This is a genomic window from Streptomyces sp. NPDC002566 (assembly GCF_042889585.1).
Lineage (GTDB): Bacteria > Actinomycetota > Actinomycetes > Streptomycetales > Streptomycetaceae > Streptomyces.
This window is the reverse complement of record NZ_JBIARD010000001.1, coordinates 1,069,389-1,094,687: the sequence shown is the minus strand read 5'-3', so window position 1 is coordinate 1,094,687 and position 25,299 is coordinate 1,069,389. Positions and strand designations below refer to the sequence as shown.

Below are 25,299 nucleotides of genomic sequence, written 5' to 3'. Positions count from 1 at the left end.
GCGGATATGCGGTGACTGCTGTTGACCGGGGCGCAGGTGAGGGTCAGCTACACAGCGCGGCGGCGACACGCAGCAGATCGACGGCGCGCCGCCGGGTGAACCGCAGGGAGATCGGCATGCCGGGGACGCTATCCAGGCCCCAACCCCTGGTCAACCAAGGGAGGTTGCCCGCCTGACATTGCAACGACGGCTTCGCGTCCCCGCCATACGCCCGTTACCCGAGTACCTTTCGAGACGAGGCGACGGCTCGTCTCTCGACCTTGACGGGCGACCACGTCCGTGGGCAGGGCCGGCATTGACGTACGACAAGAGCCCTCCGTACGATCACGAACGGCATTGAGTGTCAGCGTCAAGCCCTGGCTCGCTGACCGGCAACCCTCCCGCGCGGTGGGGTGCTCCAGGTGAAAGCCCGGCGGGATCACCGACGATCTCCGCAAGCGCGTGGCCTCGTGACCGGGGCCGGAAAAGTGGAGGGCCGGTATGCGGCACGGTGGTGACGTCAGTGCCCGCTTCGCCGGCGCCACCGTGTTCTCCCGGCTCTCGCGTCGGCGCCACATCGACCTCAAGCGCTCGACCAGCTGCCTCTGTCAGGCCTGACGGCCCCTTCGCCGCCGCCGGTCGTAGTCCGGCATGCGCCGGTCGTCACCGCACCCGCCTGTGGCTGACCCCCGCTCCGCCCTGATCCCTGTCTGCACAGCGCCGCCCCGCCACCGGTCTTGTACCGGCTCCGGGGCCGCACACCCCTGCACGGTCGTGCTGTACAGCGCCTCCATGCCTGGTGACACGAGTAGGAGAACCCTCCGTGAACGCACTTTCGGCTTTCAGAGCCCCCCGCTGGGCGACGCTCGCCGCCCTGCTGACCACCAGTGTTCTGCTGACCGCCTGCGGTTCGGGCGACGACTCCGGCAGCGGAAGCGGCCTGCCGGCGTCCGGTGGCACCCTGACCTTCGCGGTGGGTTCCGACGCCGGCTGCGTGGATCCACAGCAGGTCGGCAGCAACGAGAGCATCTACTCGGTGCGTCAGACCGTGGACTCGCTGACCGACCAGGAGCCCAGGACCGGCAAGATCGTGCCCTGGCTCGCCAAGAGTTGGGACATCAACGCCGACGCCACGGAGTTCACCTTCCACCTGCGCTCGGGCGTCACCTTCAGCGACGGCTCCCAGCTGACCGCGCAGGTGGTCAAGGACAACTTCGACGCGGTGCCGAAGCTCGGCGCCCTCGGGGTCCTCGCCCAGGGCTATCTCAGCGGCGTCAAGAGCACCGCCGCGGTGGACCCGCTCACCGTCAAGGTGACCTTCAAGCAGCCCAACGCACAGTTTCTCCAGGCGACTTCGACCCACTCGCTGGGCATCGAGTCGTCGGCGAGCGTGAAGAAGACCCCGCAGCAGAAGTGCAGCGACGGTGTGATCGGGTCGGGTCCGTTCGTGCTCAAGCAGTACGTCCAGAACCAGTCGATCACTCTGGCCAAGCGCACCGGATACGACTGGGGCTCCTCGCTGTGGTCGAAGAAGGGCGAGGCCTACCTGGACAAGCTGGTCTTCAAGGTCGTCCCCGAGGCGGGGGTGCGGGCGGGCAGCCTCCAGTCCGGGCAGGTGGACGCGATCAGCAGCGTCGGCAAGGCCAATGAGGCGGCACTCGGGGGCGGTCAGGTCACCCTGCTGCGCCGGGCCAACCCCGGCGTGGTCTTCGGGCTCGGCGTCAACAACTCGCGACCGCTGCTCAAGGACGTGAAGGTGCGTCAGGCGATCCTGGCGGCCATCGACCGCAAGCAGATCGCCGACACCGTGTTCCCGACCGGCACTCAGTCGGCGACCAGCGTCCTGGCGCACACCACGCCCGGCTACGCCGACCTCTCCTCGGACCTCGCCTTCGACGCGGCCAAGGCGAAGTCCCTGCTGGAAGCGGCCGGTTGGAAAGCCGGCAGTGGCGGCATACGCGCCAAGGACAGCAAGAAGCTGAGCCTCACCATCAGCTGGTTCCCCAACGCCGCCACCAACCAGCCCGCACTGGAACTGGTCCAGCAGCAGCTGAAGGCCGTCGGGATCGACGTGGTGCTCAAGCAGGGTCAGGTCAGCCAGTTCGCCACCACGCTCCAGGGCGGTGACTTCGACCTGGTGTGGAGCAACGTGACCCGCTCCGACCCGGACATCCTGCGTACCTCCTTCTCCACCCGGCTGGCCAACTTCTACCGCCTGCCCGCCACTTCCCTGGACACGGCGCTGTCGGGCCAGGCCGCGACCACGGACACCGCCAAGCGCGAGCGGCTGGTGGACGAGGCGCAGAAGCTGATCGTGCGGAATGCGTACAACGTTCCGGTGGTGGAACTCCAGACCCAGCTGGCCGTGTCGAAGAAGGTGCACAGCCTCGACTTCGACTCGGGCAGCCGCGTCCAGTTGCACGACACCTGGATCGGCTAGCCCATGGGCGGCTATGTGATCAAGCGACTGGCACAGGCGGTCGGGGTGCTGTGGGCGGCGTACACGGTGTCGTTCCTGGTACTGAACTGGCTGCCCGGTGACCCGGTCACCGCGATGGCCGGTGCCGGGATGGACTCGGGGGACGTCGACCCGGCCCGGCTGGCCGCACTGCGGCACGAGTACGGCTTCGACAAGCCGGTGCTGGTGCAGTACGCCGACCATCTGGGACGCGCGGTGAGCGGGGACTTCGGCGACTCGGTCGCCACCGGCCGCCCGGTCACCTCGACGCTGGCCGACGCGCTGCCGCAGACCCTCCAACTGACCGGTGCCGCTCTGCTGTTGGCGATACTGCTCGGCGGTGGTCTGGCCGTACTGGCGACCTGCACCGCCCGGCGCTGGCTGCGGCAACTGCTGTTGTCGTTGCCGCCGCTGGGGGTGTCCGTCCCGACGTTCTGGGTGGGGCTGCTGCTCGTCGAGACGTTCTCCTTCCGGCTGCACTGGTTCCCCGCGTTCGGCAACGACGGCCTGAAGGGGCTGGTGCTGCCGGCCCTGACACTGGCGGTCCCGACCGGCGCGCAGGTCGCGCAGGTGCTCGCCAAGAGCCTGCTCACCGCACTGGACCAGGCGTATGTGGAGACCGCGCGGGCCAAGGGCGCCGGCCGGTGGCGGGTCCATCTGCGGCACGCGCTGCGCAACGCGTCCCTGCCGGCGCTGACGGTCGTCGGCCTGCTGGTCGGGCAGTTGATCGCCGGTTCGGTGGTCGTCGAGACGGTGTTCTCCCGCGACGGCCTCGGGCGCGTGACCGCGGCCGCCGTCACCGCCCAGGACATCCCTGTGGTCCAGGGGGTCGTGGCCTTCGGGGCGCTGGTCTTCGTGACGACGAACCTCGTCATCGACCTGGTCTACCCACTCCTCGACCCGCGGATCGTGGTGGCCTCGGGCAGAAGGGCGGCACTCGCATGAGCCAGAGCCTTGTCGACGACCCGGCCGAGGCGGCGCTGGGACTCGCCCGCCCGGTCGAGGCGGGGTCGGAGCCGGGACGCCGCGTGGATGTACGGCGGCTGCTGCGCTTCGTGGTGCGCCGCCCGGGTCTGCTGCTGTCGGTCGTCGTCCTCGTGCTGGTGGCGCTGGCCTCGTTCCGGCCCGGCCTGTTCACCTCGCAGGACCCGCTGAAGGGCGTGCCGTCCCAGAACTTCCGCGGCCCGAGCGGCAGTCACTGGTTCGGCACCGACGAGCTGGGCCGCGATGTGTTCTCGCGGGTCGTCCATGGTGCCCAGCTGTCCCTGAAGGCCACGCTGATCGCGGTGCTGGTGGCGTTCGTGGTCGGCGGACTGCTCGGGGTGGTCGCCGGGTTCGTGGGCCGCTGGGTGGACGACGTACTGATGCGCTTCGTCGACGTACTGCTGTCCATCCCCGCGCTGTTCATGTCCCTGGCCCTGGTCACCGCGCTGGGCTACGGCACGGTGAAGGTGGCCGTCGCGGTCGGCATCGCCAGCGTCGCCTCCTTCGCCCGGGTCGCCCGCGCGGAGGTGCTCCGAGTGCGGCAGGCGGTGTTCGTGGAGGCCTCGCGTGCGAGCGGGGCGCGCTGGTACTCGGTGCTGGGCCGGCATGTGCTGCCCAATGCGGCGGGCCCGGTGATCGTCCTGGCCACCCTGGACTTCGGCTCCTCCATCCTGGCCGTCTCCGCCCTGAGCTTCCTCGGCTACGGCGCTCCCCCGCCGGCCCCGGAGTGGGGCACGTTGATCTCCGACGGCCGCAACTACCTCGCCAACGCCTGGTGGCTGACCGCACTGCCCGGCCTGGCGATCGCCGCGACCGTGCTGGCCACCAACCGCATCGCCCGCGCGCTGGACGGCGAATGGTCCCGGCAGCCATGACCGACGAACGTGAGAACGGTGACGACGTGACCACACCACTGCTGGAGATACGCGGCCTGTCGGTGTCGTACCGCACCCGGGGCGGCACGATCCCGGCCGTCCGGGGCGTGGACCTCGACGTGTGGCCGGGACAGGTGACCGCGGTCGTCGGCGAGTCGGGCTCCGGCAAGAGCACCACCGCGCACGCGATCACCCGGCTCCTGCCGACGAACGGCCGTATCGACGCAGGCACGGTCCGTTTCGGCCGGCACGACCTCGCCGCCCTGTCGGAAGCCGAACTGCGCACCGTACGCGGAGCACGGATCGGACTGGTCCCCCAGGACCCGACCGTCTCCCTCAACCCGGTCAAGCGGATCGGCGACCAGGTCGCCGAGGTGCTGCGCATCCACGGTCTGGCGACCCGCCGATCGGCTCCCGCCGAGGCGGTCGCCGTCCTGGACCGCGCCGGACTGCCCGACGCCGCCCTCCGGGCCCGGCAGTATCCGCACGAACTGTCCGGCGGCATGCGGCAACGCGCCCTGATCGCCGTCGCCATCGCCGCGCAGCCCGAACTGATCATCGCCGACGAGCCCACCAGCGCGCTCGACGTCACCGTCCAACGGGTCATCCTCGACCATCTCCAGCGCCTCACCGAGGAGTCGGGCACCGCGGTCCTGCTCGTGACCCACGACTTGGGGGTCGCCGCCGACCGGGCACAGCGGCTGGTGGTGATGTCCCAGGGCAAGGTCGTCGAGGCGGGCCCCACCCGTGACATCCTGGCCGACCCGCAGGACGACTACACCCGGCACCTGCTGGCCAGTGCGCCGAGCCTCACCACCGCCCGGCCCCGCACGCCGGTCTCCAGCCCCGGGGCGCAGACGGCGCCCCTGGTGGAAGTCCGCAACCTGGTCAAGGAGTTCAGGCTGCCCCGCGCCGGGGACGGGCTCCGCACCCTGCGCGCCGTCGACGACGTCAGCCTCACCCTCCACCGGGGCCAGACCCTCGCCCTGGTCGGCGAGTCGGGCTCGGGCAAGTCCACCACCGCCCGCCTGGTGCTCCGCCTCGCCGACGCGACCGCGGGACAGATCCTCTTCGACGGCACCGACGTCACCACCGCGCGTGGCGCCCGGACAAGGCAGCTGCGCCGCCGCGCCCAACTCGTCTACCAGAACCCCTATGCCTCGCTCGACCCGCGCTTCTCCATCGGCGAGGTGATCACCGAGCCGCTGCGCGCCTTCAAGGTCGGCGACCGCGCCTCCCGACTCGCCCGTGCCCGCGAACTGCTCGACCGGGTGGCCCTTCCCTCCGCCGCACTGGAGCGCCGGCCGACGGAGCTGTCCGGCGGACAGCGGCAGCGCGTGGCGATCGCCCGAGCGCTCGCCCTCTCCCCCGACCTGGTGGTGTGCGACGAGCCGGTCTCCGCCCTCGACGTGTCCGTGCAGGCCCAAGTCCTGGACCTGCTCGCCGAGTTGCAGACCGACACGGGGGTGGCCTACCTCTTCATATCGCACGACCTGGCCGTCGTACGGCAGATCGCGCACCAGGTCGCCGTGATGCGGACCGGCCGCGTCGTCGAGACAGGCCCGCCGGAGGAACTGTTCACCCGCCCTCGCCACGAGTACACCCGCGAACTGCTCGCGGCGATCCCCGGCGGCCGTGCCCCCTCCTCCGCTCCCGAGACCACCACGAGCCGAGGGCCAGCGTCATGAGCACTCCCACCATCACCTCGTCGGCCTTCCTCACTCCGGGCAACTTCGCCGACGACGACCCTTGTACGGGCCTGGAGGAGACCCTCCAGCTGTTCGAATACGGCGAACGGCTCGGGTACGACGGGGCCTGGATTCGCCAACGCCACCTCGAGCACGGCGTCGGTTCCGCCGCGGTGTTCCTCGCCGCGGCCGGCCAGCGCACCGAGCGGGTCGAGTTGGGAACCGCAGTCATCCCTATCGGGTACGAGAGCCCCTTCCGCCTGGCCGAGGACCTCGCACTGGCCGACGTGCTCTCCCGCGGCCGCCTCCAGGTCGGCTTCAGCACCGGCATGCCGCACGCCGCCTTCGACAAGAACTGGGGCGGCCCCGTCTCCGTCCACGCCGACGGCTCCGTCTTCGCCCTGCGACTGCTGCCGGGGCAGAACGCGGAACCCTGCGCGTCCTCGTCTCGCTGAAGCGCCTCTGAGACGACAGGTCCGTCCGGACAGCCTCTGGGCGGACGACCGAACCACCTGACGGCCAGGAGCGTGGGCCTCGACTCGCGGTGACGGTGTAGGCGCGGGCGATGCAGCGCATGCCGTCGCTTACCCGCTCTGAAGGCCGTGCGAGCGGGCAGTGGCCGGCTGGTCTACGTTGTACGCCGTATGGCCCAGAGGGTGGTCCGGCCGCGGCACTACCACGGCCGGACGATGTCGCTTCAGGTCCGGGTCCCCACGGTGGAACTCGGTAACAGCCACCCATCGTGGACGGCTTCGGGTGGGAACCCGCTGGGGACACCGCATCCTCTCGTAGCAACAGCGGTAGAGGGGGTGGAAAGCGACGGCCGCCTCTCAGGCGTTCTCGTCGTGGATCCGCGCACCCAGATCCTCTGCCCACCCCAGCGCCCACGCCTTGAGTTCTTCGATCTGCGGGGAGGTGAGCCCGTACGCGGTGTAGTCCTCATCCTCGTACCAGTCCGCGCCGATGAGCCGGTCCCGGAGGTCTTCGAGGCTGAACTCGTCGTGGGCGCGACGGCGGCCCAAGGATTCGAGGTCGGCGGTGGAGCGGTGGCGGGAGGCAGCCTGGACGTCGATGAGGTCGCGGACGGTGCCGCGGTCGGCGAGGGCACGGACCTTGGTGCCGATCACGTCATCAAGGGAAAGAACGGGGCCGTAGGGGGTCTGAGCGGGAGGGGCCCAGAACGCCTCCTTGAGGACGTCGACCTCGCACTCCTCGCCGGTGTCCGGATCGGTGACGAGGAAACGGCCGCTGAGCGGATCAGTCCGGACGTGCGTGGTCCGCCATCCGCGCGCGCTGAGACCTGCTGTGAGCGAGGCGACGATCTCCTGCATCGGAGCGGGATTTTCGGTGGCGACGTCGAGGTCGCGGCTGAAGCGTTCGACCAGGCCGTGGGCCTGCACGGCGTATCCGCCGGTGAGGACCAGAGGGTAAGGGGAGCCGATGTCGAGGATGTCGGCGAGGAGACGCTCGTGGAGCGGAGTGAGCTTCACGCGGCGGTCGTGTCGGCTGGAGCGGTGCGGAGCAGCTCGGGGAAGGCATCCTCCCAGACCTCGCGGATGTAGGAACTGACCAAGCGCCGCAGCACGGGCCACTGCTCGGTGAGCAGCCGGTGGTGCAGGAGTGCCACCAGGTCCTCGCGCAGTCCTTCGGCGAGGACGGTCCGGTAGAGCGTCATGCGGGACTTCGGACGGTCCAGGCTGTAGCTCGTCCGCCCGGACCAGACGATGTGGAGCGGCAGGTCCACGTTGCCCTCGACGGGGCCGGCCAGCTCCTGCAAGCACTCGGGCAGTCGGCTGCGGTAGCGGTCGCGCAGCACCTCGGCGCGGGGGGCGGTGATCGTCGGGTCCATGCATCCAGTATCGCTGTTGGGAACCAGCGGCATGGCGGATACGGGGCCCCTGTCGTACCTACGGGTCGGGCGCCGCCCGCCCCTCCCTCGGACATCTCACTCAGTGACCGCTTAGCGCATCACGGCCCACCCGTGCAGGCCTCCTGGAAGACGGTTTCCTGCCGCGTCGAACTCGAAGATGTCCAGGAACATCGGTCGACTCTCAGGACAAGGCTCTCCACCTGCACTTTCACGAGATCCTGGCTGCCGTGACAGCGCTGATCCGGCATTCGGCTGCAAAAGCGGGAGCGGTGACCGCGTCGGTGCTGGGCCGGACTCGTGAGGATGACTTCCTTCTGCCTCGGTCACCGCCCTGCGCAAGCGCCCCCCTCCAGCGGTGGGTGCCCGGAACCGCGGTGCTCGCGTCTCAGCCGCTGCTCTCGGTACTTTCACTCGTGTCGGTGATCTCGACGCGTCGCGGCTTTGCGGCGTCGGCCTTGGGGACGGTGATGCTGAGCACTCCGTCCTTCATCTCCGCCTTGATCTTTTGGGTGTCCAGTTCTCCGGGCAGCCGCAAACGGTGCTCGAAGGCTCCGACGCGGCGGGTGCTGCGGCGCAGGACGCCCTTGCGTTCCCGCTCCTTGATCTCTCCGGTGACCACGAGTTCCGGACCGTTGGCCTCCACGTCGATGTCCTTGCTCTTCACACCGGGGAGTTCGATCTCTACGTGGAACGCGTCCTCGGACTCCGACACGTCCGCGAGAGGCGTCCACGCAACCGCGGGTGCCGCGCCCACCGTCGACTCCAGCAGGCCGCTCATCTGGCTGAGCAGTTCGTCGAACTCGACCAGGGGATTGACAGGGGTGGGTGCCCAGACGGGCCTTTCCTGCAGGCCGCCACCTCGGTGGCGCCGGACGGGCGTGGCCATCGCCATCGCCTCCTTCGTCCTTCTCGTGATCTCATCGTCCGCCGTTCGTCATGCGAGCCACGCGGACTCCTTGTGGCGTATGCGTGGGGAGACGTCCGAGTGGCCCGCGACGGCTGACGTGCCCGTGGTGCCGGGTACGGCCGAGTGGCCCAGGTGCCGGTGCACGAAGTGGATCGCCATCGCGCCCTCACCGGCCGCGGAGGCCACCCGCTTCACCGAGCCGCTGCGGACGTCCCCTACCGCGAAGACCCCGGGCAGGCCGGCCTCCAGGGTCATGCACGAGCGCCCGCGGCCGTGCCACACCTCGGGGCAGGCGCAGGCTTCCTGGGCCTGCGGCCCGGTGAGGACGAAGCCGCGGGAGTCGAGGGCGATGGTGCCGGCGAGCCACTCGGTGTGAGGTTCGGCGCCGGTGAAGACGAACAGGCTCCGTACCGCGAGCCGACGGTGCCCGCCCGTGCGGTTGTCGACCACGTCGAGCTCCTCCAGCACTTCCTGGCCGATGACCTCGGTGACCTCGGTGTGCAGCATGACCTCCACCCTCGGATGGCGCTCGACCTGGTCGATCAGGTAGCGGGACATGTTGGCCTCGAGGCCGGCTCCTCGGACCAGCAGGTACACCTTCGGCGCGTACCCGGCGAGGAACAGCACCGCCTGGCCCGCCGAGTTGCCTCCGCCGACGACGGCCACCGGGTCGGTGCGGCACTGCTGGGCCTCGTAGACGGTCGCCGAGTAGTGCACGCTCGTTCCCTCCAGGCGTTCGATGCCGGGCACCCGGAGCCGGCGGTAGCGGGCGCCCATGGCGAGGATGACGGCGCGGGCGGCGATCTCGCTGCCGTCGGCGAACGCCACGACGTAGTGGTCGTCGTCCTTGGGGTGGAGGCCGGTCGCCTCCAGCGGAAGGCTGATCCCGGCGCCGAACTTGTCGGCCTGGAGCACGGCGCGTTCGGTGAGTTCGGCGCCGGAGATGCCTGATGGGAAGCCGAGCAGATTCTCGATGCGGGACGACGTGCCGGCCTGGCCGCCGGTGGCCATCGCTTCCACCACCGTGGTGCTCAGGCCCTCGGAGGCGGCGTACACCGCGGCGGCGAGGCCGGCGGGTCCGGAGCCTACGATGAGGACGTCGCTGTGACGGTTTCCGGCGGGCAGTGACGGCAGGCCGATGAGCCGGGCCAGTTCCGCGTTGCTGGGGTTGCGCAACAGGGTGGTGTCCCGCCAGATGACGAGTGGTGTCTCCGCCGGTCCGACGCCGAAGCGGCGCAGCAGCTCCTCGGCCTCCTCGTCGGTCTCCAGGTCGATCCAGCGGTGCGGGAGCCGGTTGCGGACGGCGAACTCGCGCAGCCGTCTGGTGTCGGGCGAGTAGCGCGAGCCGATGATGCGGAAGCCGGCGCCCTGCCCGACGAGCAGCGCGCGACGGCACAGACAGGCGCGCAGCACGACGTCCCCGATGACGGGGTCCTGGGACACCAGGTGGCGCAACTGGTCCAGGGAGACGACGAGGACCTCGCCCGGCTCCCTGGCGACGGCGGTGTAGAAGGCCACCTGTCCGTGCAGCAGACCGAGTTCGCCGATGAAGCGACCGGGGCCGTGCACGCGCAGCAGGTGCTCCTCGGGAGTGCCGTAGTCCTCGACCACGGCGACGCTACCGCTGAGGACGACGAGGAACGTCTCGCAGCGCTCCCCTTCCCGGATCAGCACCTCGTGCGGAGCCATGCTCCGGCGTTGCCCGTGCTCCGCCAGTCGTGCTGTCTGGTCCTCCGTGAGGCGTGGATACGCGCCGTGGATGTCCGGGGTCTCCCAGAAGGCGACCTCGTCGGTCTTCTCCGGCACGGGTTCTCCGCCCGGCAGCGGCTGGTCGCCGGACATCAGACGAACGCCTCGTGAACGAAGCACCAGCGCCAGTCCTCGCCGGGCTGGAACGACTGCACGATCGGATGAGCGTCGGCAGCTGCGTGCCTGCGCGCGTGCTTGTTCGGCGAGGAGTCGCAGCAGCCGACGTGCCCGCAGGTCAGGCAGAGCCTCAGGTGGACCCACGGGGAGCCGAGCGCCAGACACTCCTGACACCCTTCCGGGGTCAGCGGCTGGACCGGCCGGACAAGCGCGAGGTGGGGGTCTGCATGCAGGGTCATACGGATCACCCTTTCCGGGCGGTGATCGACTGTTCCACCCACTGGCGCAGGGCGGGTGCGGGCGCCGCCCCCGCCTGCCGGGCGACCGTCTCGCCCCGGTCGAGGACCAGCAGTGTCGGTACGGCCTGGACCCCGAAACGCTGCGACAGGCGCGGGTTCTTGTCGACGTCGACCTTGACGAGTTTGATCCGGCCGGCGAGATCGGTGGCGACCTTCTCCAGTGCGGGGCTGACCATGCGGCAGGGGCCGCACCAGGTGGCCCACAGGTCGACCACGACGGGGACGTCGGCCCGCTCGGCGACCTCGGCGAAGTCGTCGTCGCCCGCGTCCACCATCCACGGCAGAGGCTGCTTGCAGTGGCCGCACTTGGGGCGGCCCTCCGCCGCCACGGGCACCCGGTTGGTGCGCCCGCAGTGGGGGCATGTGACGGTCGTCGCCTGCATGGTGCTCATGCCGCCCGCGCTCCTCTCACGTCCTCGGGCTGGTCGTAGGTGACCACCAGCTCTCCGTGTTCGGCGTCGACGCGGACCGTCGCGCCGTCCTGGACGTCACCGCGCAGCAGGGCGCGCCCGACCATCGTCTCGACCTCATGGGAGATGTAGCGCCGCAGCGGCCGGGCCCCGTACACCGGGTCGTAGCCCTGGTGGGCGATCAACTCACGGGCCGCCTCTGTGAGTTCGACGGTGATGCGGCGTTCGGCGAGGCGGCGGCGCAGTTCGTCGAACTGCAGCTCCACGATCCGCTCGATCTGCCGCTCGCCGAGCGGCTTGAACAGCACGATGTCGTCGACGCGGTTGAGGAACTCCGGGCGGAAGTGCCCGCGCAGCTCGCCCATCACCAGGGCGCGCGCGTCCGGCTTGATCTCGCCCTCGGCGGTGGCGCCGTCGAGGAGGTGCTCGGAGCCGATGTTGGACGTCATGATGATCACGGTGTTGCGGAAGTCGACCGTGCGGCCCTGGGAGTCGGTGATCCGGCCGTCGTCGAGCATCTGCAGCAGGGTGTTGAAGACATCGGTGTGCGCCTTCTCGATCTCGTCGAACAGCACGACCGAGTACGGCTTGCGGCGTACGGCCTCGGTGAGCTGGCCGCCTTCCTCGTAGCCGACGTATCCGGGTGGTGCGCCCATGAGCCGGCTGACGGTGTGCCGCTCCTGGTACTCGCTCATGTCGAGGCGGACCATGTTCTCCTCGGAGTCGAACAGGGCCGCCGCGAGGGTCTTGGCCAGCTCGGTCTTCCCGACGCCGGTGGGGCCGAGGAAGATGAACGAGCCGATGGGGCGGCGCGGGTCGCGGATGCCGGAGCGGGCGCGGATGATGGCGTCGGCGACGAGTTTGACGGCCTCGTCCTGGCCGATGACGCGCTCGCGCAGGATCTCGTCGAGGCGCAGCAGCTTCTCGCGTTCGCCCTCCTGGAGACGGGCGACGGGGATGCCGGTCCACGCGGCGACGATCTCGGAGATCTCCTCCTCGGTGACGACCTCGCGCAGCAGCCGGTTCTGTCCTTGTTTGGCGGCCAGTTGCTCCTCCTCCGCGGCGAGCCGGCGCTCCAGGTCCTGGAGGCGGCCGTAGCGGAGTTCGGCGGCGCGGTTGAGGTCGTAGGCGCGTTCGGCCTCCTCCGCCTCGTGGCGGACCTGCTCCAGTTCCTGGCGCAGCTCCTGCACACGGCGGATGGCCTGCCGTTCGGCCTCCCACTGGGCGCGTTTGGAGTCGGCCTCGCCCCGCAGGTCGGCCAGTTCCCTGCGCAGCTCCTCCAGGCGGGCTTTGCTGGCGGGGTCGGTCTCCTTGGACAGGGCCGCCTCCTCGATCTCCAGGCGGGTGACGCGACGGGTGATCTCGTCCAGTTCGGCGGGCATCGAGTCGATCTCGGTACGCAGCCGGGCGCACGCCTCGTCGACGAGGTCGATGGCCTTGTCGGGCAGGAACCGGTCGGTGATGTAGCGGTGGCTGAGGGTGGCCGCGGAGACCAGCGCGGTGTCCTGGATCTTCACGCCGTGGAAGACCTCCAGGCGTTCGCGCAGTCCGCGCAGGATGGAGATGGTGTCCTCCACGCTCGGCTCGTCGACCAGGACCTGCTGGAAGCGGCGTTCGAGGGCGGCGTCCTTCTCGATGTGCTTGCGGTACTCGTCGAGGGTGGTGGCGCCGATCATGTGGAGTTCGCCGCGGGCGAGCATCGGCTTGAGCATGTTGCCGGCGTCCATGGCCCCTTCGGCGGCGCCCGCGCCGACGACGGTGTGGAGTTCGTCGACGAAGAGCAGGATGCGTCCCTGGGCGGCCTTCACCTCGGACAGCACGGCCTTGAGGCGTTCCTCGAACTCGCCGCGGTACTTGGCGCCGGCGACCAGGGAGCCCATGTCGAGAGCGAACACCGTCTTGTCGCGCAGGCCTTCGGGGACGTCGCCGCGAACGATGCGCTGGGCCAGGCCCTCGACGATGGCGGTCTTGCCGACGCCGGGATCGCCGATGAGGACCGGGTTGTTCTTGGTCTTGCGGCTGAGGATCTGGGTGACGCGGCGGATCTCGGCATCACGGCCGATGACCGGGTCGAGCCGCCCGGACCGAGCCTCGAGGACCAGGTCGCGGCCGTACTTCTCCAGCGCCTCATAGGCAACTTCGGGGTTGGCGGAGGTGACGCGCTGGTTGCCGCGGATCTGGGTGAGCGAGCTCAGGAACGAGTCCCGGGTGACGCCGTGCTCCTTGAGGAGGCGTCCGGCGGCGGTGGCCGAGCCCTCCTCGGCCAGGGCGAGCAGGAGGTGCTCCACGGACACGTACTCGTCCTTGAGGCGTTTGGCCTCCCGCTCGGCGGCGTCGAGCAGGCGGGACAGGCGCTGGGTGACGAAGACCTGGCCGGGTGCAGCGCCGGGACCGGTGACCTTCGGGCGGCGGGAGAGTTCCTGGCGCACGGCCGCGCGCAGGTCGTTCGGGTCGGCGCCGGCCTGTTGCAGCAACCGTGGGATCAGACCGTCCTCCTGATCGAGAAGCGCGAGCAGCAGGTGTTCCCCGTCGACCTCGGTCTGCCCCATGCCGACGGCCGCGCTCTGGGCCTCCTGGAGGGCTTCCTGGGACTTCTGGGTGAGACGGTTCATGTCCATGGGGGTGATTCCCTCCTCGTGCCGGCGCGGCGCAGGGCGGCTTCCAGCATGCTGATGCGGTCCAGCAGGTCGAGCACCAGGCCGATGGATGCGTAGTTGAGGCACAGCCCGGCGCGCAGCCGCTGGACGCGGGCGAGGGCGGCCGGTGCCGTGGGTTCGAACACCAGCCCTCCGGAGGCGTCGCGCTCGGCCTCGACCAGGCCCAGAGCGACGAACCGGCGGATGAGGTCGGGATGGACGCCGGAGCGGCGGGCCACGGTCTGCAGAGAGAGTCTGGGCACCGGCACGATCGCGTACCGGACGCGTGCCGGTGCGGGAGCCGTCGGCCGGGACGCCTGGCGCGCCGCGGCGCGTGGGTCACTCATCGTGTCCTCCTGGGGTCGAACGAGGAGACGGCGGCGAGCTCCTCGAAGAGTGCGCGCTCCCGGTCGCTGAGCCCGGACGGCACCATGATCCGGAGCTCGGCGTAGAGGTCGCCGTTCGTGCCGCGCGGGTTCGGCATGCCCTCACCGCGCAGCCGCAGCCGCCGGCCGCTGGAGGAGCCCGCCGGCACGCTCACCTTCGCCGTCGCCCCGCTCGGCGTGGGCACCGGAACCGTCGCGCCCAGCGCGGCCTCCCACGGGGTGACCGGAAGCTCCACGTACACGTCCCGGCCGTCGAGGCGGAACTGGGGGTGCGGCTGGATCCGCACCCGCAGGTACAGGTCCCCCGCGGGGGCGTCACCGCTGCCCCGGCCGCCCTCGCCCGCCAGCCGGATACGCTGCCCGTCGGTGACACCCGGTGGCACGTCGACCTCGTACCGCCGCGGCTGCCCCGTGGGACCGGCGAGCGTGACGGTGCGACGGCCTCCCCGGTAGGCCTCCTCGACGGTGAGCGGCAGTTCGGCCTCCTGGTCGGCTCCGGGGACACGCATCCGTCCGGCGCCCCCGAAGAACGAGCCGAACAGGTCCTCGACGTCGACGCCCTCCGCGCCGAAGCCGCTGGTGCCGTACCGCACCCGGGGGCCCTCCCCGGTGGACCAGCGGAAGCCGCCGCCGGGTCCCGCGCCGGCACCGACCCGCTCCTCCCAGTCCTCGGGAACCTTCCGGAAGTCCTCGCCGAAGCGGTCGTAACGGGCCCGCTGGTCGGGGTCGGACAGGACACTGAAGGCCTCGTTGATCTCCTTGAACCGCTCCTCCGCCGCGGGGTCCTTGTTGACGTCCGGGTGGTATCTGCGGGCCAGCTTGCGAAACGCCCGCTGGATCTCGTCCTTGTCGACGTCTCGCGGGACCCCGAGGACCTCGTAGAAGTCGCGTGCCATGGCCGCTCACTCCCGCTTGGCGACGGTCACGGCGGCCGGCCTCAGCTGCCGCTCCGCCTCGCCGTAGCCGGGGCGCAGCACCTGCGCCACGGTGTTCGGTTCGGCGTCGGGGTCCTGGACCACGCCGACGACCTCGTGCAGGGAGGGGTCGAACGGGACGCCGGTCTCGGCGTGACGCTCGTAACCGAGGCGTTCAAGGACGGACACGGCCTGGTCGCGCACGGCGCGGACCCCCTCGACGATCGCACCGGGGTCGGAGCCCGCGTGGTTCAGGGCCAGTTCGAGGTTGTCGACGACGGGAAGGAAGGCCGCCGCCGTGCGGGCGCGTTCGACCGCGCGCTCCCGGTCCAGTTCCCTGGCGTGCCGCTTGCGCAGGTTGTCCAGATCGGCGAGAGCACGCCGCCAGCGGTCCTCGACCTCTTTCAGCGCGGCCGCGTACTCGTCCTCGGCCCCGGCCGGACCGGTGGCCGCGTCGGGGCCCGGTTCGGCCTCCGTGGTCGGCGGCGCGGGCTCGGGCAGGTGGCCCGTCGGCGGTTGCACGGCGCCTTCGGGCGGTGGGTCGGACGATCGGTCCTGGGGAGGGATCGGCATGGCGGGTACCTCAGCCCTTGTCGAACTCGGCGTCGATCACGTCTTCGTCGGCGCCGGCACCGCCCTGCCCGGCACCGCCCTGCCCGGGACCGCCCTGCCCGAAGCCGTCCGGCCCGGTGGCGTCCGACGGACCACCCGCCGCCGCGGCTCCGGCCTGGTGGGCGGCGAGCCCGGCGTAGACCTGCTGGAGTTCGGAGATCAGCGGCCTGACCTTGTCCACTCCGGCCTCGTTCTTGACCGCGTCGCGGGCGTCCGCTACCAGCATCTCGGCTCGCGCCTTCTCGTGCGCGGGCGCGGCGTCGGCCAGTTCGTTCAGACGCTTCTCGACCTGGTAGGCGATCGCGTCGAGTTCGTTGCGGGCGTCGACGGCCTCGCGGAGCGCCTGGTCCTGGCCCCGGTTGCTCTCGGCCTCCTGGACCATGCGTTCGACCTCGCTCCGGTCCAGGTTGGAGCTCTCGCTGATGGTGATGCCCTGTTCCTTGCCGGTGTCCTTGTCGCGCGCGCTGACGTTGAGGATGCCGTTGGCGTCGATGTCGAAGGTGACCTCGACCTGCGGTTCGCCCCGCGGCGCCGGCCGGATGTCGGTGAGCTGGAACCGGCCGAGGACCCGGTTGTCGGCGGCCAGCTCGCGCTCGCCCTGGAGGACGACGATGTCGACGGCCGGCTGGTTGTCCTCGGCGGTGGAGAAGGTCTCGCTGCGGCGCACCGGGATGGTGGTGTTCCGCTCGATGATCTTCGTCATCACTCCGCCGCGCGTCTCCACGCCCAGCGACAGGGGGGTGACGTCGAGCAGCAGGACGTCCTTGACCTCGCCCTTGAGCACCCCGGCCTGGATCGCGGCGCCCAGGGCCACGACCTCATCGGGGTTCACGCTCATGTTGGGGTCCTTGCCGCCGGTCAGCCGGCGCACCAGTGCCTGGACGGCGGGGATGCGGGTGGAACCGCCGACGAGGATGACCTCGTCGATGTCGCTCTCGCCGACCTTGGCGTCGGCCATGGCCTGCTCCACCGGACCGAGGCAGCGCTCCACCAGGTCGCCGGTGATCTGCTCGAACGTGGACCGCATGATCGAGTCGGTGAGGTGCTTGGGCCCGGAGGCGTCGGCGGTGATGAACGGCAGGCTGACCTGGGTCTGGGTGACGGAGCTGAGCTCGGTCTTGGCCTTCTCCGCCGCCTCGAACAGGCGTTGCAGCGCCTGCGGGTCCTTGCGCAGGTCGATGCCGTTCTCCTTCTGGAAGTCGTCCGCGAGGTAGTCGACCAGACGCCGGTCGAAGTCGTCGCCGCCCAGATGGCTGTCACCCGCCGTGGAACGCACCTCGACCACGCCGTCGCCGACATCGAGGATGCTCACGTCGAAGGTGCCGCCGCCCAGGTCGAAGACGAGAACGGTCTCGTGCTCCTTCTTGTCCATGCCGTACGCGAGGGCGGCCGCCGTCGGCTCGTTGATGATCCGCAGCACTTCGAGTCCCGCGATCCGTCCGGCGTCACGGGTCGCGGTGCGCTGGGCGTCGTTGAAGTAGGCGGGCACCGTGATGACCGCCTCCGTGACCCGCTCCCCCAGCTGCTTGGAGGCGTCGTCGGCGAGTTTGCGCAGCACCTGTGCGCTGATCTCCTCAGGCGCGTACAGCTTGTCCCGCACCTTGAAGCGGGCCTCGCCGTTCTCTCCCGGCACGACGTCGTAGGCGACGGCCTTGGCCTCGTCGGGGATCTCGTCGAAGTGCCGGCCGATGAACCGCTTGGCCGAGTAGATGGTGCCCTTCGGGTTGAGGATCGCCTGGCGGCGGGCCAGCTGGCCCACCAGGCGCTCGCCGGTGTCGGTGAAGGCCACCACGGACGGTGTCGTGCGGTTGCCCTCGCTGTTGGGCACTACGGTCGGCTCGCCGCCCTCCCACACTGCGATCACCGAGTTGGTGGTGCCCAGGTCGATGCCCACTGCCTTGGCCATGAGGAACTCCTTCCGCGGCGGTCGACGTCCGTCGGCGACCGTTCATCCTCCGGGCCGTGTCCGCCCGGCTTCGAAACTCGTTCAGCTGGGGGCGGGGTCGCTGCGCGGGCGCCGGCCCCTGGAGGAGGCGCTCTCCGTGTTCGCGCCGGCCCTGCTGTCCAGCCCGGCGACCAGCCGGACGGCCTCGTCGGCTACGTCCTCGTCCGCCACGACGTCGTACCGGCCGGGCACCATCGAGCGGACCGAGGCGAAGTCCCGGCGGCCGCCTTGGGCCGCATGCACCAGCAGGGCGACCAGCGCACCGACGACCGCCCCGAAGATCAGCCCGTACAGGGCGAGGAGCAGACCGGAGACGACCGGATTCAGCCAGTTCAGCAGCCCGAAGATCCAGCCGACGAGTACGCCGGGCAGCGCTCCGTTGGCCGCACCTTGGAGGGCGGCCTGGCCGTACCCCATGCGACCGATCACCTGTTCCACCAGGCGCACGTCCTGACCGATGATCGCCACCTTCTGGACGGGAAACCCCTGGTCGGCGAGGTGGTCGACGGCACGTTCGGCTTCCTGGTACGTCGCGTACGAGGCAACGGTCCTGCGGGCCTGCTCGGTCATGGCCGTTCCTTTCGCCTGAGGACCGCCGATCCTTTCGCCTGAGGACCGCCGAGCGGTCCCGGCAATCCCCAGGGTGGCTTTTCGTACGGTCGCCCCGCCTGCGCCCAGCGGGTCCAAAAGTGGCACCGGCGCTCGGTCCACGAGGGCAGGGAGCGGGACGACGATTCCCCTCGGCGGCTCGTGACGGGCCCTCAGGGTGGCCCGGCACGAGCCGCGGGGCCGGCGACTGCGGCTGCGGCTGCGGCTGCGGCTGCGGCTGCCAGGCTCTGGTTCAGCCGGGCATGGGATGGTGCGCCCGGGCGAACTGCTCCACGACGGCGGCGCAGAATGCGGGCAGGTCGGCCGGCCCGCGACTGGTGACCAGTTGTCCGTCGACGACCACCTCCTGGTCGGCGACGACCTCCGCACCGGCGTTGCGCAGATCGGTGCGGATGCTGGGCCAGGACGTGAGGCGGCGGCCGCGCACGGCGTCGGCTTCCGCCAGCGTCCACGGGCCGTGGCAGATCGATGCGACCGGTTTCCCGCCGGCCATGAAATCCCTGACGAACCGCACCGCGTCGCGGTCCATGCGCAGTTGGTCGGGGTTCATGGTGCCGCCGGGCAGGAGCAGGGCGTGGTAGTCGTCGACGGAGGCGTCGGCGACCAGGCGGTCCACGGGGAACGTTCCCGCCGGGTTGAGGTCGAACTGGCGGGCCTGGATCTCGCCGTGATGGAGCGAGAGGATCTCGGTCTTGGCCCCTGCGCCGTGCAACGCACCGCGCGGCTGGTCGAGTTCCACGCGTTCGACGCCGTCGGCGGCCAGGATCGCCACCCGCATCCCCCGGAGTTCCTGTGTCACGGTACGGCTCCCCTCACGAGTCGCCGGCTGTACGAGGTGGCCGGCCGTCGTCGCGATCGGCGGCGTGCAGCGGGGCTCGACTGCTACAGCAGCCGGTCGAACACCTCGGTCACGCTCTCCCAGTGGCCGGTCTGCGGGTTCTTGTCATCCGGATACATGATCTTGAACGTCTCGGCGAGGGCGACGCTGAGACCGCCGATGATCTCGGGGTAACGCTCTTCGGTCTCCGGGGTGGGCGTCCTGTCGAGGGGAGGGTGCGCGGCGAGCTGTTCCAGGATCGGCTTCAGGTCGACCTCCTCGTCGAGCCGCCGGAACCGGTGGATGCTCTCCTGGAGGCCCTTGGTGATCGGCAGGTCCCACGGTTCGATGGTGTCCCGGCCGTTGGCCTTGGCCGACGCCTGGCCGACGACCAGGAGGTCGTAGAGCTTGGCGTCGACGAAGTCGCCGTACCGCTTCAGGTCGTTCTTGTCCACGTCGAGACCTGCGGCGGCCCGGAAGAACCTCTCGAGCTTCGACACACCCGTCACGGTCATGCCTCTCGCCTCCTCGCCAGGGAACCGGACGGCGTCGTTGGCTCACGTCCGCGCCGCCATCGGCTGGTACCCGGTCGAGATTCGCAGAGCCCCCTGCCGAGCGCCTCCGCACCCGAGGCCGAAAAAGAACGCTTCCTCCTACCCTGGCAGAGCAGCATGAAGGGGCATGACCTCGGCCGGCCAGGGCTTTTGGGGAGGCCGACTGCACTTGTGCTCGGAGGTGTACCGAGCCCACTGACTTTCCGCCCGCAGGGAGCAGGCGGAGTGCGGCCCGCATCTGGAGCATGGGGATGTCGATACCACTCAACCTCCGCTGACGCGTACGCACCCTGACCACGCATCAGCCCACCACCCCACACGCACGCCGCGCCCTTCGGTGGCTGTCTCACCCACCCCGGACAGTTGCGAGGCTTCAGAAGAAGGACCACTCATGGACTACAACACCTTCCTCGACACCATCACCCGGCGCGCCCCTGTCCCCCCGGAGAAGGCGGAGCCCCTCACCCGCGCCACCCTGGAAACACTGGCCGAGCGGCTCACCAGGGGTGAGGCGGAGGACCTCGCGTCCGAACTGCCCAAGCCGCTGAAGGAACCGCTTGTCTCTCCCACTCCGGAGGCCGAGCGCTTCGGACTCGACGAGTTCGTCGATCGGGTCAGCAGGCGAGCAGGGCTGAGCCCGGACGAGGCCCGCGAGGGCGTACGAGCCGAGCTGAGCACCCTGCGGGACGCGGTCAGTGACGGCGAGTTCCGCCAGGTCATGTCCCAGCTGCCCCGGGACTTCGAGGCTCTCGTCGGCGCCCCGGGCTAGGAGGAGCCATGATGCGGGTGGACGGCCACCGGCCGCACCACCTCACCGTGCTTTCCCGCGACCCTCGCGGACAAGGGAGTCCACCTGCCCCATTGACGCAGCCCGCAAGGCAGGCATGCCGATCATCGTCGCGGGCGCCTGCAACGACCCGGCGGAGCGCTTTCGGCTTCGCCGACACGTCATCGCCGTGTGACGCCCGGGCGTCACACGGCGGTGGTGTCCGGCCCCTGGAGTCGCCTCCCCGGCGCACACGCGGCGTCCAGGACGCTCACTCCGTGATGCGGGCGCCGTGCCGAAGGCCCCTGGGTCAGCCGGCGGATTCGACGGCCTCGGAGAAGTCCGTTCCGAGCTGCGACATCAGGTCGTCGAACTCCTTCTGGCTGATCGCCTCCCGGAGTACGACCAGTACGGTCCGCACACCCCGGTCGGCTTCCTCCTCCTTGAGCATGGTGCGTTCGGCCACGCGCTGCACGCTGTCGGCGTGGCCGAAGCGCTCGATGCGGTCCGTGGTTCCCCGGCGCACCGCCTCCGCGAGGCCCTCGGGGAGCTCGGTGATCAGGTCCCTGGCCTCCCCCGGGCTCAGCCTGTGGGCCAGCGTCTCGAGCGTGGCCCAGGTCAGGTCCGCCGCCTCCTGCCGGCCCAGTCCGGTGCGCTCGGCGACGGTACGGACGAATTCCTGTTCATCCATGCGTCGTCCTCCTTCGCTGCTGTGTTGTGACGAACGGCGCGGACCCCCTGCCAGCCTGCCACGCCGACCCGGCCTACGCCCGCGCACGGACGGTGGCGACCACGACCATCCACGGCCCGACGCCTCCGCGCGGAGAGCGGCACGTGTGAACGGGTCCGGGCGTGGAAACCCGGGTGCCCCGACTCCAGGGAGGCGTCATGGACGCCCATGTCACTGCCCAGGGAAGCCCCATCGCCACGGTCAACCCGTACACCGGTGAAAGGGTTCGTGAGTTCCCGGCGCTGAGCGCGGAGGACGTGGGGCGCGCGATCGACGCGGCGCACAGTAGCTTTCCGAACTGGCGTGCCCGGTCGACGGCCGACCGGGGGGCCCTCGTGCGACGCGCCGGCCGGCTCATGAGGGAGCGCAAGGAGGAACTGGCGCACCTCCTGACCCTTGAGGTCGGCAAGCTGATCGACTCGAGCCGTGCCGAGGTCGATCTCGCGTCCGACATCCTCACCCACTACGGCGAGCACGGCCCCGAGCTGCTGGAAGAACAGCCCCTGCCGGTGCCCGAGGGCACGGCCGTGCTGGTGAACGAGCCGCTCGGCGTCGTTCTCGGTGTGATGCCGTGGAACTTCCCGCTGTACCAGGTCGTCCGGTTCGCGGGTCCGAACCTCGTCCTCGGCAACACGATCCTGCTCAAGCACGCGAGCAGCTGCCCCCAGTCCGCACTGGCACTCGAGCAGTTGTTCACGGATGCGGGTGTGCCGGCCGGGGTCTACACCAATCTCTTCGTGCGGGGCAGAGACGTCGGGAAGATCATCGATGACTCGCGGGTGCAGGGAGCGTCACTGACGGGAAGCGAGCGGGCCGGCGTGAGTTTGGGCGAGATCGCCGGCCGCAACGTCAAGAAGTCCGTCCTCGAGCTGGGTGGCAGTGATCCCTTCGTCGTGCTGGACGATCACAACCTCGAGCGCACCGTGTACGCCGCGTTCCTCGGCCGGATGGGCAACACCGGGCAGTGCTGCGTGGCGGCCAAGCGCTTCATCGTCCTTGCCGACGTCTACGACGCCTTCGTCACCGGGCTGCGTGACCGGATGAGCGAGGTGCGACCGGGAGATCCGGTCGACCCCGCCACCACGCTCGGCCCGCTGTCCTCCGAGGCCGCGGCCGAACTCCTGATGGAGCAGGTTCGTGACGCGGTGGACAAGGGAGCCACGGTGGTGCTGGGCGGCGGGCGGCCCGACCTGCCGGGCGCCTTCGTCGAGCCGACCCTTCTCACCGACGTCACACCGGACATGCGGGCCTACCGGGAAGAGCTCTTCGGCCCCGTCGCCACGGTCTACCGGGTGGCCGACGAGGACGAGGCCGTGGCACTGGCCAACACCTCCCCCTACGGCCTGGGAGGCGCGGTCTTCGCCGCCGACCCGGAGCGCGCTCGCGGCGTCGCGGACCGGCTGGAGGCGGGCATGGTATGGATCAACCACCCGACCGCGTCCCGACCGGAGCTGCCCTTCGGCGGCATCAGGCGCTCCGGCTACGGGCGCGAACTCGGCGACATGGGCATCGTCGAGTTCGCGAACCGCAAGCTCGTGCGCTACGTGGACGCCGACGCCCCGATCGCAGAAGTGCTGGGCTGACCTACGAGCCGGTCGGCAACTGGCGGACGCTCGGGGGCGGTGAAGCGGGCGGTGGCTGTCCGCTCAGCGGCTTCCGGCTGCGGCTCCGGCTTCGGCTACACCTGCGAGGCGGCCAGCAACTGCAGGGCTTTTTCCTTCAGTTGGGGACTGGCGACTGCGGCGTCGCCGGAGTCGAAGGGGGGCTGGGGGTCGTATTCGACGGCGAGTTGGATGGCCTCGGCCGTGTCGTCGTCCGTCATGAGGGAGGCGAGGTACAGGGCCATGTCCACTCCCGCCGACACCCCGGCCGCAGTGATGATCTTCCCTGAGCGTACGTAGCGCTGCGGCAGGTAGGTCACGTCGAACGTGGCCTGGAGGTACTCGGCGGAGGCCCAGTAGGTCGTCGCCTGCCTGCCGTCCAGCAGCCCGGCCGCGGCGAGGACGATGCTGCCGGTGCACACGGAGGTCGTCCATCGGCTGTGCCGGTGGATCTGGCGGATCCAGCGCAGGAGCGCCTCGTTGTTCATGGCCGCGACGGTGCCGCGGTTGCCCGCGCCCGGCACGAGCAGGACGTCGAGGCGGTCCACTTCGCTGATGGACCGTTCAGCGACCAGGGCCACGTCTGCCGTGTCCGTACGGACCGCGCCGCGCCGCTCGGCGATCATCGTCACGGTCGCGTCCGGCAGCCGGGACAGCACTTCGGCCGGACCGGTCGGGTCCAGCAGGCTGAAGCCGTCGTAGAGCAGAATTCCGATGTTCGGCCCCGCGCCGCCCCGCGGAACGGCGTGAGCCCCGGTCGTGGCCGCAGCCGTGGCGGCGAGGGCGGCCGTGGCCACGGTCCCCCGGAGTACGTTTCTGCGCGTTGTGGAATGCCTCATGGCCCGGGAGTCTTCTGCCTCGGCGCGACGCGCGCAGCCGGCATGTCCGGCATCCTGCGAATCCTGTCCCCCGTGACCCCGTAGTGCTCGAGAAACGCCTGCCGCAAAGTCTCCGCCGACCCGAAACCGCAGCGACGGGCGATCGCTGCCAAGGACAGTCCGCTGGAGCGCACCAGATGCGCCGCCGCTTCGGTGCGCGCCACGCGCACGGCCCGTGCCGGAGTCGTACCGAGGTGCGCGGTGAACAGGCGTGTCAGGTGCCGGGTGCTGACTCCCGCCCGGGCCGCCAGAGCGGCAGGCGTGAGGTCCTCGGCCAGATGAGCGGCGATGTGGCCCACCAGGTCCCGCACCAGCCGGTCCTCCGGCGGCGGAGCGGCCAGGAACATGGAGATCTGCGCCTGATCAGCCGGCCGGTGCAAGTGCGTGACGAGTTCCCGGGCGACGGCACGAGCCAGCGTCGGCCCGTGGTCGTCCTCGATCAGTGCCAGCGTCAGGTCGAGTGCGCTGGTGACCCCGGCCGAGGTGTAGACGTTTCCGTCGCGTATGTAGAGAGGAGCCACGTCCACGGCCACGGCGGGGTGACGCTCGGCAAGTCGTTCCCCCCACCCCCAATGGGTCGTCACCCGCCGGTGGTCCAGCAGTCCGGCGGCGGCGAGCACATAGGCGCCGGTACAGACGGAGGCCACCCGTCGACTGAGTCCGGCCAGCCGGCGCACCTGGCCCAGCAGTGGCTCGTCCGACGCCGCGTCCTCACAGCCGATGCCGCCCACCACCAACAGGGTGTCCAACTGCCCCGCAACCGTCTCCAGCCCCTGCTCCGCTCCCATCAGGATCCCCGCCGAGCTACGGGCGACCCGACGGCCCAGGGTCCCCAGCACGATGGAGTACGGCGGCTCGGCGCCGTACCGGTTGGCGATGTCCAACGCGCCACTGGGACAGGCGATGTCGAGAATCTGCGCACCGTCGTAGGCGACGATCAGCACGCGCCGCTTGTTGTCCATGCCCTGATACCAGCACACCCCGCAACGCCGACTGCCGGCGCGGCGGCGGCAGTCCAAGGCCGTCGACGGCGAAGTCCACGTCAGCACGCCCGCTGAGGGGCGCGGCCGGCACCGAGCGGCCCGGCCGTCAGCTGTCCAGCTCCTCCTCGATCGGCGGTTTCGGCACATCGCGCAGATGCTGGGACTGTCCCGGCCTGCCGCCCTTGCGGGCCTGCTCGGCTCGCTGTGCCGGGCTCAGCCCGAGGTCGGAGTCGGGGTCGACGCGGACCGACCGGGCCACCTCCTCGCGGTTGGCGTACTGCTCGGCCGGGATGCCGCGCAGCGCCTTGACGACATCCGGCGCGGCGCCGGACCGGCTCGCCGCTTCGATCAGCTCGTCCTTGTCGGCCGGGAAGTCGACGTCCTTGATGGCCTCCACGACGTCCCGGGCGCTCGTACTGTGGGTCATGGCCTCTTCTCCCTCATCGGAATCCGGAATCCTGGGGCACCCGGGTAACCGGCAGGGGCCGCTCACTCACCTCCTTCACCCGCCGGATTTCCCCCGGTTCGCCGG

At 70.4% G+C, this 25,299-nt stretch carries 27 protein-coding genes and 1 riboswitch; of the genes, 8 read left to right on the top strand and 19 right to left on the bottom strand.

Annotation, left to right across the window (positions count from 1 at the left end; translation table 11 throughout):
* Window positions 1-43 precede the first annotated feature (43 nt).
* Window positions 44-118 carry a putative leader peptide gene (locus tag ACFYXA_RS04685; protein WP_350839685.1) on the bottom strand — a complete coding sequence of 25 codons (75 nt, stop codon included), beginning with the start codon at window positions 116-118 and terminating at the stop codon, window positions 44-46.
* A 214-nt stretch (window positions 119-332) separates the two neighbouring features.
* Window positions 333-446, top strand: a riboswitch (SAM riboswitch).
* Between the two features lie 34 nt (window positions 447-480).
* Between ACFYXA_RS04685 and ACFYXA_RS04680 the strand changes: the two genes are divergently transcribed.
* From ACFYXA_RS04680 to ACFYXA_RS04655, 6 genes are all read left to right on the top strand, one after another.
* Window positions 481-597, top strand: a complete 117-nt coding sequence (locus ACFYXA_RS04680; protein ID WP_317633591.1) for a putative leader peptide — start codon at window positions 481-483, stop codon at window positions 595-597.
* Between the two features lie 205 nt (window positions 598-802).
* Complete coding sequence (locus ACFYXA_RS04675; protein ID WP_389028128.1) at window positions 803-2,419, top strand: ABC transporter substrate-binding protein; 1,617 nt, start codon at window positions 803-805, stop codon at window positions 2,417-2,419.
* Window positions 2,420-2,422: 3 nt separating this feature from the next.
* Window positions 2,423-3,382 (top strand): ABC transporter permease, encoded by a 960-nt coding sequence (locus ACFYXA_RS04670; protein ID WP_352251631.1) that lies wholly within the window; start codon window positions 2,423-2,425, stop codon window positions 3,380-3,382.
* Complete coding sequence (locus ACFYXA_RS04665; RefSeq protein WP_352251629.1) at window positions 3,379-4,296, top strand: ABC transporter permease; 918 nt, start codon at window positions 3,379-3,381, stop codon at window positions 4,294-4,296. The genes ACFYXA_RS04670 and ACFYXA_RS04665 overlap by 4 nt, the downstream gene beginning before the upstream one ends.
* Window positions 4,278-5,984 (top strand): dipeptide ABC transporter ATP-binding protein, encoded by a 1,707-nt coding sequence (locus tag ACFYXA_RS04660; RefSeq protein WP_389028125.1) that lies wholly within the window; start codon window positions 4,278-4,280, stop codon window positions 5,982-5,984. The genes ACFYXA_RS04665 and ACFYXA_RS04660 overlap by 19 nt, the downstream gene beginning before the upstream one ends.
* The gene (locus tag ACFYXA_RS04655; protein ID WP_389028123.1) at window positions 5,981-6,439 is read left to right on the top strand and encodes an LLM class flavin-dependent oxidoreductase; all 459 of its coding nucleotides are present in this window, start codon (window positions 5,981-5,983) and stop codon (window positions 6,437-6,439) included. The genes ACFYXA_RS04660 and ACFYXA_RS04655 overlap by 4 nt, the downstream gene beginning before the upstream one ends.
* Before the next feature lie 375 nt (window positions 6,440-6,814).
* Here the strand turns inward: ACFYXA_RS04655 and ACFYXA_RS04650 are convergent, their stop codons facing one another.
* From ACFYXA_RS04650 to ACFYXA_RS04585, 14 genes are all read right to left on the bottom strand, one after another.
* On the bottom strand, window positions 6,815-7,474 hold the full coding sequence (locus ACFYXA_RS04650; RefSeq protein ID WP_389028121.1) for a nucleotidyl transferase AbiEii/AbiGii toxin family protein: 660 nt from the start codon (window positions 7,472-7,474) through the stop codon (window positions 6,815-6,817).
* A complete protein-coding gene (locus ACFYXA_RS04645; RefSeq protein WP_389028119.1) occupies window positions 7,471-7,833 on the bottom strand; it encodes a hypothetical protein in 363 nt (120 codons plus the stop codon). The genes ACFYXA_RS04650 and ACFYXA_RS04645 overlap by 4 nt, the downstream gene beginning before the upstream one ends.
* Before the next feature lie 406 nt (window positions 7,834-8,239).
* Window positions 8,240-8,740, bottom strand: coding sequence for an Hsp20/alpha crystallin family protein (locus ACFYXA_RS04640; protein ID WP_389028117.1), 501 nt, complete (start codon window positions 8,738-8,740; stop codon window positions 8,240-8,242).
* A gap of 48 nt (window positions 8,741-8,788) precedes the next feature.
* Window positions 8,789-10,603 (bottom strand): FAD-dependent oxidoreductase, encoded by a 1,815-nt coding sequence (locus tag ACFYXA_RS04635; RefSeq protein WP_389028115.1) that lies wholly within the window; start codon window positions 10,601-10,603, stop codon window positions 8,789-8,791.
* Window positions 10,603-10,866, bottom strand: a complete 264-nt coding sequence (locus tag ACFYXA_RS04630) for a UBP-type zinc finger domain-containing protein (RefSeq protein ID WP_352251623.1) — start codon at window positions 10,864-10,866, stop codon at window positions 10,603-10,605. The genes ACFYXA_RS04635 and ACFYXA_RS04630 overlap by 1 nt, the downstream gene beginning before the upstream one ends.
* Before the next feature lie 5 nt (window positions 10,867-10,871).
* Window positions 10,872-11,318 (bottom strand): thioredoxin, encoded by a 447-nt coding sequence (gene trxA, locus ACFYXA_RS04625; protein WP_352251621.1) that lies wholly within the window; start codon window positions 11,316-11,318, stop codon window positions 10,872-10,874.
* Complete coding sequence (gene clpB, locus ACFYXA_RS04620; RefSeq protein ID WP_389028112.1) at window positions 11,315-13,954, bottom strand: ATP-dependent chaperone ClpB; 2,640 nt, start codon at window positions 13,952-13,954, stop codon at window positions 11,315-11,317. The genes trxA and clpB overlap by 4 nt, the downstream gene beginning before the upstream one ends.
* The gene (locus tag ACFYXA_RS04615; RefSeq protein ID WP_389028110.1) at window positions 13,945-14,319 is read right to left on the bottom strand and encodes a chaperone modulator CbpM; all 375 of its coding nucleotides are present in this window, start codon (window positions 14,317-14,319) and stop codon (window positions 13,945-13,947) included. Before ACFYXA_RS04615 ends, clpB begins: the two co-directional genes overlap by 10 nt.
* Entirely contained in the window at window positions 14,316-15,254 is a 939-nt protein-coding gene (locus ACFYXA_RS04610; protein WP_352251615.1) for a J domain-containing protein, read from the bottom strand. The genes ACFYXA_RS04615 and ACFYXA_RS04610 overlap by 4 nt, the downstream gene beginning before the upstream one ends.
* A 6-nt stretch (window positions 15,255-15,260) precedes the next feature.
* Entirely contained in the window at window positions 15,261-15,845 is a 585-nt protein-coding gene (locus tag ACFYXA_RS04605) for a nucleotide exchange factor GrpE (protein ID WP_352251613.1), read from the bottom strand.
* A gap of 10 nt (window positions 15,846-15,855) precedes the next feature.
* Window positions 15,856-17,790 carry a molecular chaperone DnaK gene (gene dnaK / locus ACFYXA_RS04600; RefSeq protein WP_352251611.1) on the bottom strand — a complete coding sequence of 645 codons (1,935 nt, stop codon included), beginning with the start codon at window positions 17,788-17,790 and terminating at the stop codon, window positions 15,856-15,858.
* 81 nt (window positions 17,791-17,871) lie between these two features.
* On the bottom strand, window positions 17,872-18,399 hold the full coding sequence (locus tag ACFYXA_RS04595) for a general stress protein (RefSeq protein ID WP_389028107.1): 528 nt from the start codon (window positions 18,397-18,399) through the stop codon (window positions 17,872-17,874).
* Between the two features lie 271 nt (window positions 18,400-18,670).
* A complete protein-coding gene (locus ACFYXA_RS04590) occupies window positions 18,671-19,237 on the bottom strand; it encodes a type 1 glutamine amidotransferase domain-containing protein (RefSeq protein ID WP_352251607.1) in 567 nt (188 codons plus the stop codon).
* Window positions 19,238-19,320: 83 nt separating this feature from the next.
* Window positions 19,321-19,770, bottom strand: coding sequence for a DUF1931 family protein (locus tag ACFYXA_RS04585; RefSeq protein ID WP_352251605.1), 450 nt, complete (start codon window positions 19,768-19,770; stop codon window positions 19,321-19,323).
* Between the two features lie 430 nt (window positions 19,771-20,200).
* Here ACFYXA_RS04585 and ACFYXA_RS04580 point away from each other — a divergent pair, with 430 nt between their 5' ends.
* Window positions 20,201-20,578, top strand: coding sequence for a DUF2267 domain-containing protein (locus ACFYXA_RS04580; RefSeq protein WP_352251603.1), 378 nt, complete (start codon window positions 20,201-20,203; stop codon window positions 20,576-20,578).
* 307 nt (window positions 20,579-20,885) lie between these two features.
* Here the strand turns inward: ACFYXA_RS04580 and ACFYXA_RS04575 are convergent, their stop codons facing one another.
* Window positions 20,886-21,266, bottom strand: coding sequence for a DUF2267 domain-containing protein (locus ACFYXA_RS04575; RefSeq protein ID WP_352251601.1), 381 nt, complete (start codon window positions 21,264-21,266; stop codon window positions 20,886-20,888).
* Window positions 21,267-21,463: 197 nt separating this feature from the next.
* Between ACFYXA_RS04575 and ACFYXA_RS04570 the strand changes: the two genes are divergently transcribed.
* Window positions 21,464-22,888, top strand: a complete 1,425-nt coding sequence (locus ACFYXA_RS04570) for an NAD-dependent succinate-semialdehyde dehydrogenase (RefSeq protein WP_352251599.1) — start codon at window positions 21,464-21,466, stop codon at window positions 22,886-22,888.
* 95 nt (window positions 22,889-22,983) lie between these two features.
* Here ACFYXA_RS04570 and ACFYXA_RS04565 read toward each other — a convergent pair whose 3' ends face one another.
* The 3 genes from ACFYXA_RS04565 to ACFYXA_RS04555 all read right to left on the bottom strand — a co-directional run bounded on the left by ACFYXA_RS04565 (window position 22,984) and on the right by ACFYXA_RS04555 (window position 25,194).
* Window positions 22,984-23,745 (bottom strand): DJ-1/PfpI family protein, encoded by a 762-nt coding sequence (locus ACFYXA_RS04565; protein ID WP_389028103.1) that lies wholly within the window; start codon window positions 23,743-23,745, stop codon window positions 22,984-22,986.
* Window positions 23,742-24,746, bottom strand: a complete 1,005-nt coding sequence (locus ACFYXA_RS04560; RefSeq protein WP_389028101.1) for a GlxA family transcriptional regulator — start codon at window positions 24,744-24,746, stop codon at window positions 23,742-23,744. Before ACFYXA_RS04560 ends, ACFYXA_RS04565 begins: the two co-directional genes overlap by 4 nt.
* Window positions 24,747-24,873: 127 nt before the next feature.
* Window positions 24,874-25,194 (bottom strand): DUF2795 domain-containing protein, encoded by a 321-nt coding sequence (locus tag ACFYXA_RS04555; protein WP_389028099.1) that lies wholly within the window; start codon window positions 25,192-25,194, stop codon window positions 24,874-24,876.
* Window positions 25,195-25,299 lie beyond the last annotated feature (105 nt).

Bases quoted from the DNA above. Each gene is read 5' to 3' on its own strand.
- ACFYXA_RS04680 (WP_317633591.1), top strand. From the start codon at position 481: ATGCGGCACGGTGGTGACGTCAGTGCCCGCTTCGCCGGCGCCACCGTG.
- ACFYXA_RS04670 (WP_352251631.1), top strand. From the start codon at position 2,423: ATGGGCGGCTATGTGATCAAGCGACTGGCACAGGCGGTCGGGGTGCTG.
- ACFYXA_RS04665 (WP_352251629.1), top strand. From the start codon at position 3,379: ATGAGCCAGAGCCTTGTCGACGACCCGGCCGAGGCGGCGCTGGGACTC.
- ACFYXA_RS04660 (WP_389028125.1), top strand. From the start codon at position 4,278: ATGGTCCCGGCAGCCATGACCGACGAACGTGAGAACGGTGACGACGTG.
- ACFYXA_RS04655 (WP_389028123.1), top strand. From the start codon at position 5,981: ATGAGCACTCCCACCATCACCTCGTCGGCCTTCCTCACTCCGGGCAAC.
- ACFYXA_RS04645 (WP_389028119.1), bottom strand. From the start codon at position 7,833: ATGGACCCGACGATCACCGCCCCCCGCGCCGAGGTGCTGCGCGACCGC.
- ACFYXA_RS04640 (WP_389028117.1), bottom strand. From the start codon at position 8,740: ATGGCCACGCCCGTCCGGCGCCACCGAGGTGGCGGCCTGCAGGAAAGG.
- ACFYXA_RS04635 (WP_389028115.1), bottom strand. From the start codon at position 10,603: ATGTCCGGCGACCAGCCGCTGCCGGGCGGAGAACCCGTGCCGGAGAAG.
- ACFYXA_RS04630 (WP_352251623.1), bottom strand. From the start codon at position 10,866: ATGACCCTGCATGCAGACCCCCACCTCGCGCTTGTCCGGCCGGTCCAG.
- trxA (WP_352251621.1), bottom strand. From the start codon at position 11,318: ATGAGCACCATGCAGGCGACGACCGTCACATGCCCCCACTGCGGGCGC.
- clpB (WP_389028112.1), bottom strand. From the start codon at position 13,954: ATGGACATGAACCGTCTCACCCAGAAGTCCCAGGAAGCCCTCCAGGAG.
- ACFYXA_RS04615 (WP_389028110.1), bottom strand. From the start codon at position 14,319: ATGAGTGACCCACGCGCCGCGGCGCGCCAGGCGTCCCGGCCGACGGCT.
- ACFYXA_RS04610 (WP_352251615.1), bottom strand. From the start codon at position 15,254: ATGGCACGCGACTTCTACGAGGTCCTCGGGGTCCCGCGAGACGTCGAC.
- ACFYXA_RS04605 (WP_352251613.1), bottom strand. From the start codon at position 15,845: ATGCCGATCCCTCCCCAGGACCGATCGTCCGACCCACCGCCCGAAGGC.
- dnaK (WP_352251611.1), bottom strand. From the start codon at position 17,790: ATGGCCAAGGCAGTGGGCATCGACCTGGGCACCACCAACTCGGTGATC.
- ACFYXA_RS04595 (WP_389028107.1), bottom strand. From the start codon at position 18,399: ATGACCGAGCAGGCCCGCAGGACCGTTGCCTCGTACGCGACGTACCAG.
- ACFYXA_RS04585 (WP_352251605.1), bottom strand. From the start codon at position 19,770: ATGACCGTGACGGGTGTGTCGAAGCTCGAGAGGTTCTTCCGGGCCGCC.
- ACFYXA_RS04580 (WP_352251603.1), top strand. From the start codon at position 20,201: ATGGACTACAACACCTTCCTCGACACCATCACCCGGCGCGCCCCTGTC.
- ACFYXA_RS04575 (WP_352251601.1), bottom strand. From the start codon at position 21,266: ATGGATGAACAGGAATTCGTCCGTACCGTCGCCGAGCGCACCGGACTG.
- ACFYXA_RS04570 (WP_352251599.1), top strand. From the start codon at position 21,464: ATGGACGCCCATGTCACTGCCCAGGGAAGCCCCATCGCCACGGTCAAC.
- ACFYXA_RS04565 (WP_389028103.1), bottom strand. From the start codon at position 23,745: ATGAGGCATTCCACAACGCGCAGAAACGTACTCCGGGGGACCGTGGCC.
- ACFYXA_RS04560 (WP_389028101.1), bottom strand. From the start codon at position 24,746: ATGGACAACAAGCGGCGCGTGCTGATCGTCGCCTACGACGGTGCGCAG.
- ACFYXA_RS04555 (WP_389028099.1), bottom strand. From the start codon at position 25,194: ATGACCCACAGTACGAGCGCCCGGGACGTCGTGGAGGCCATCAAGGAC.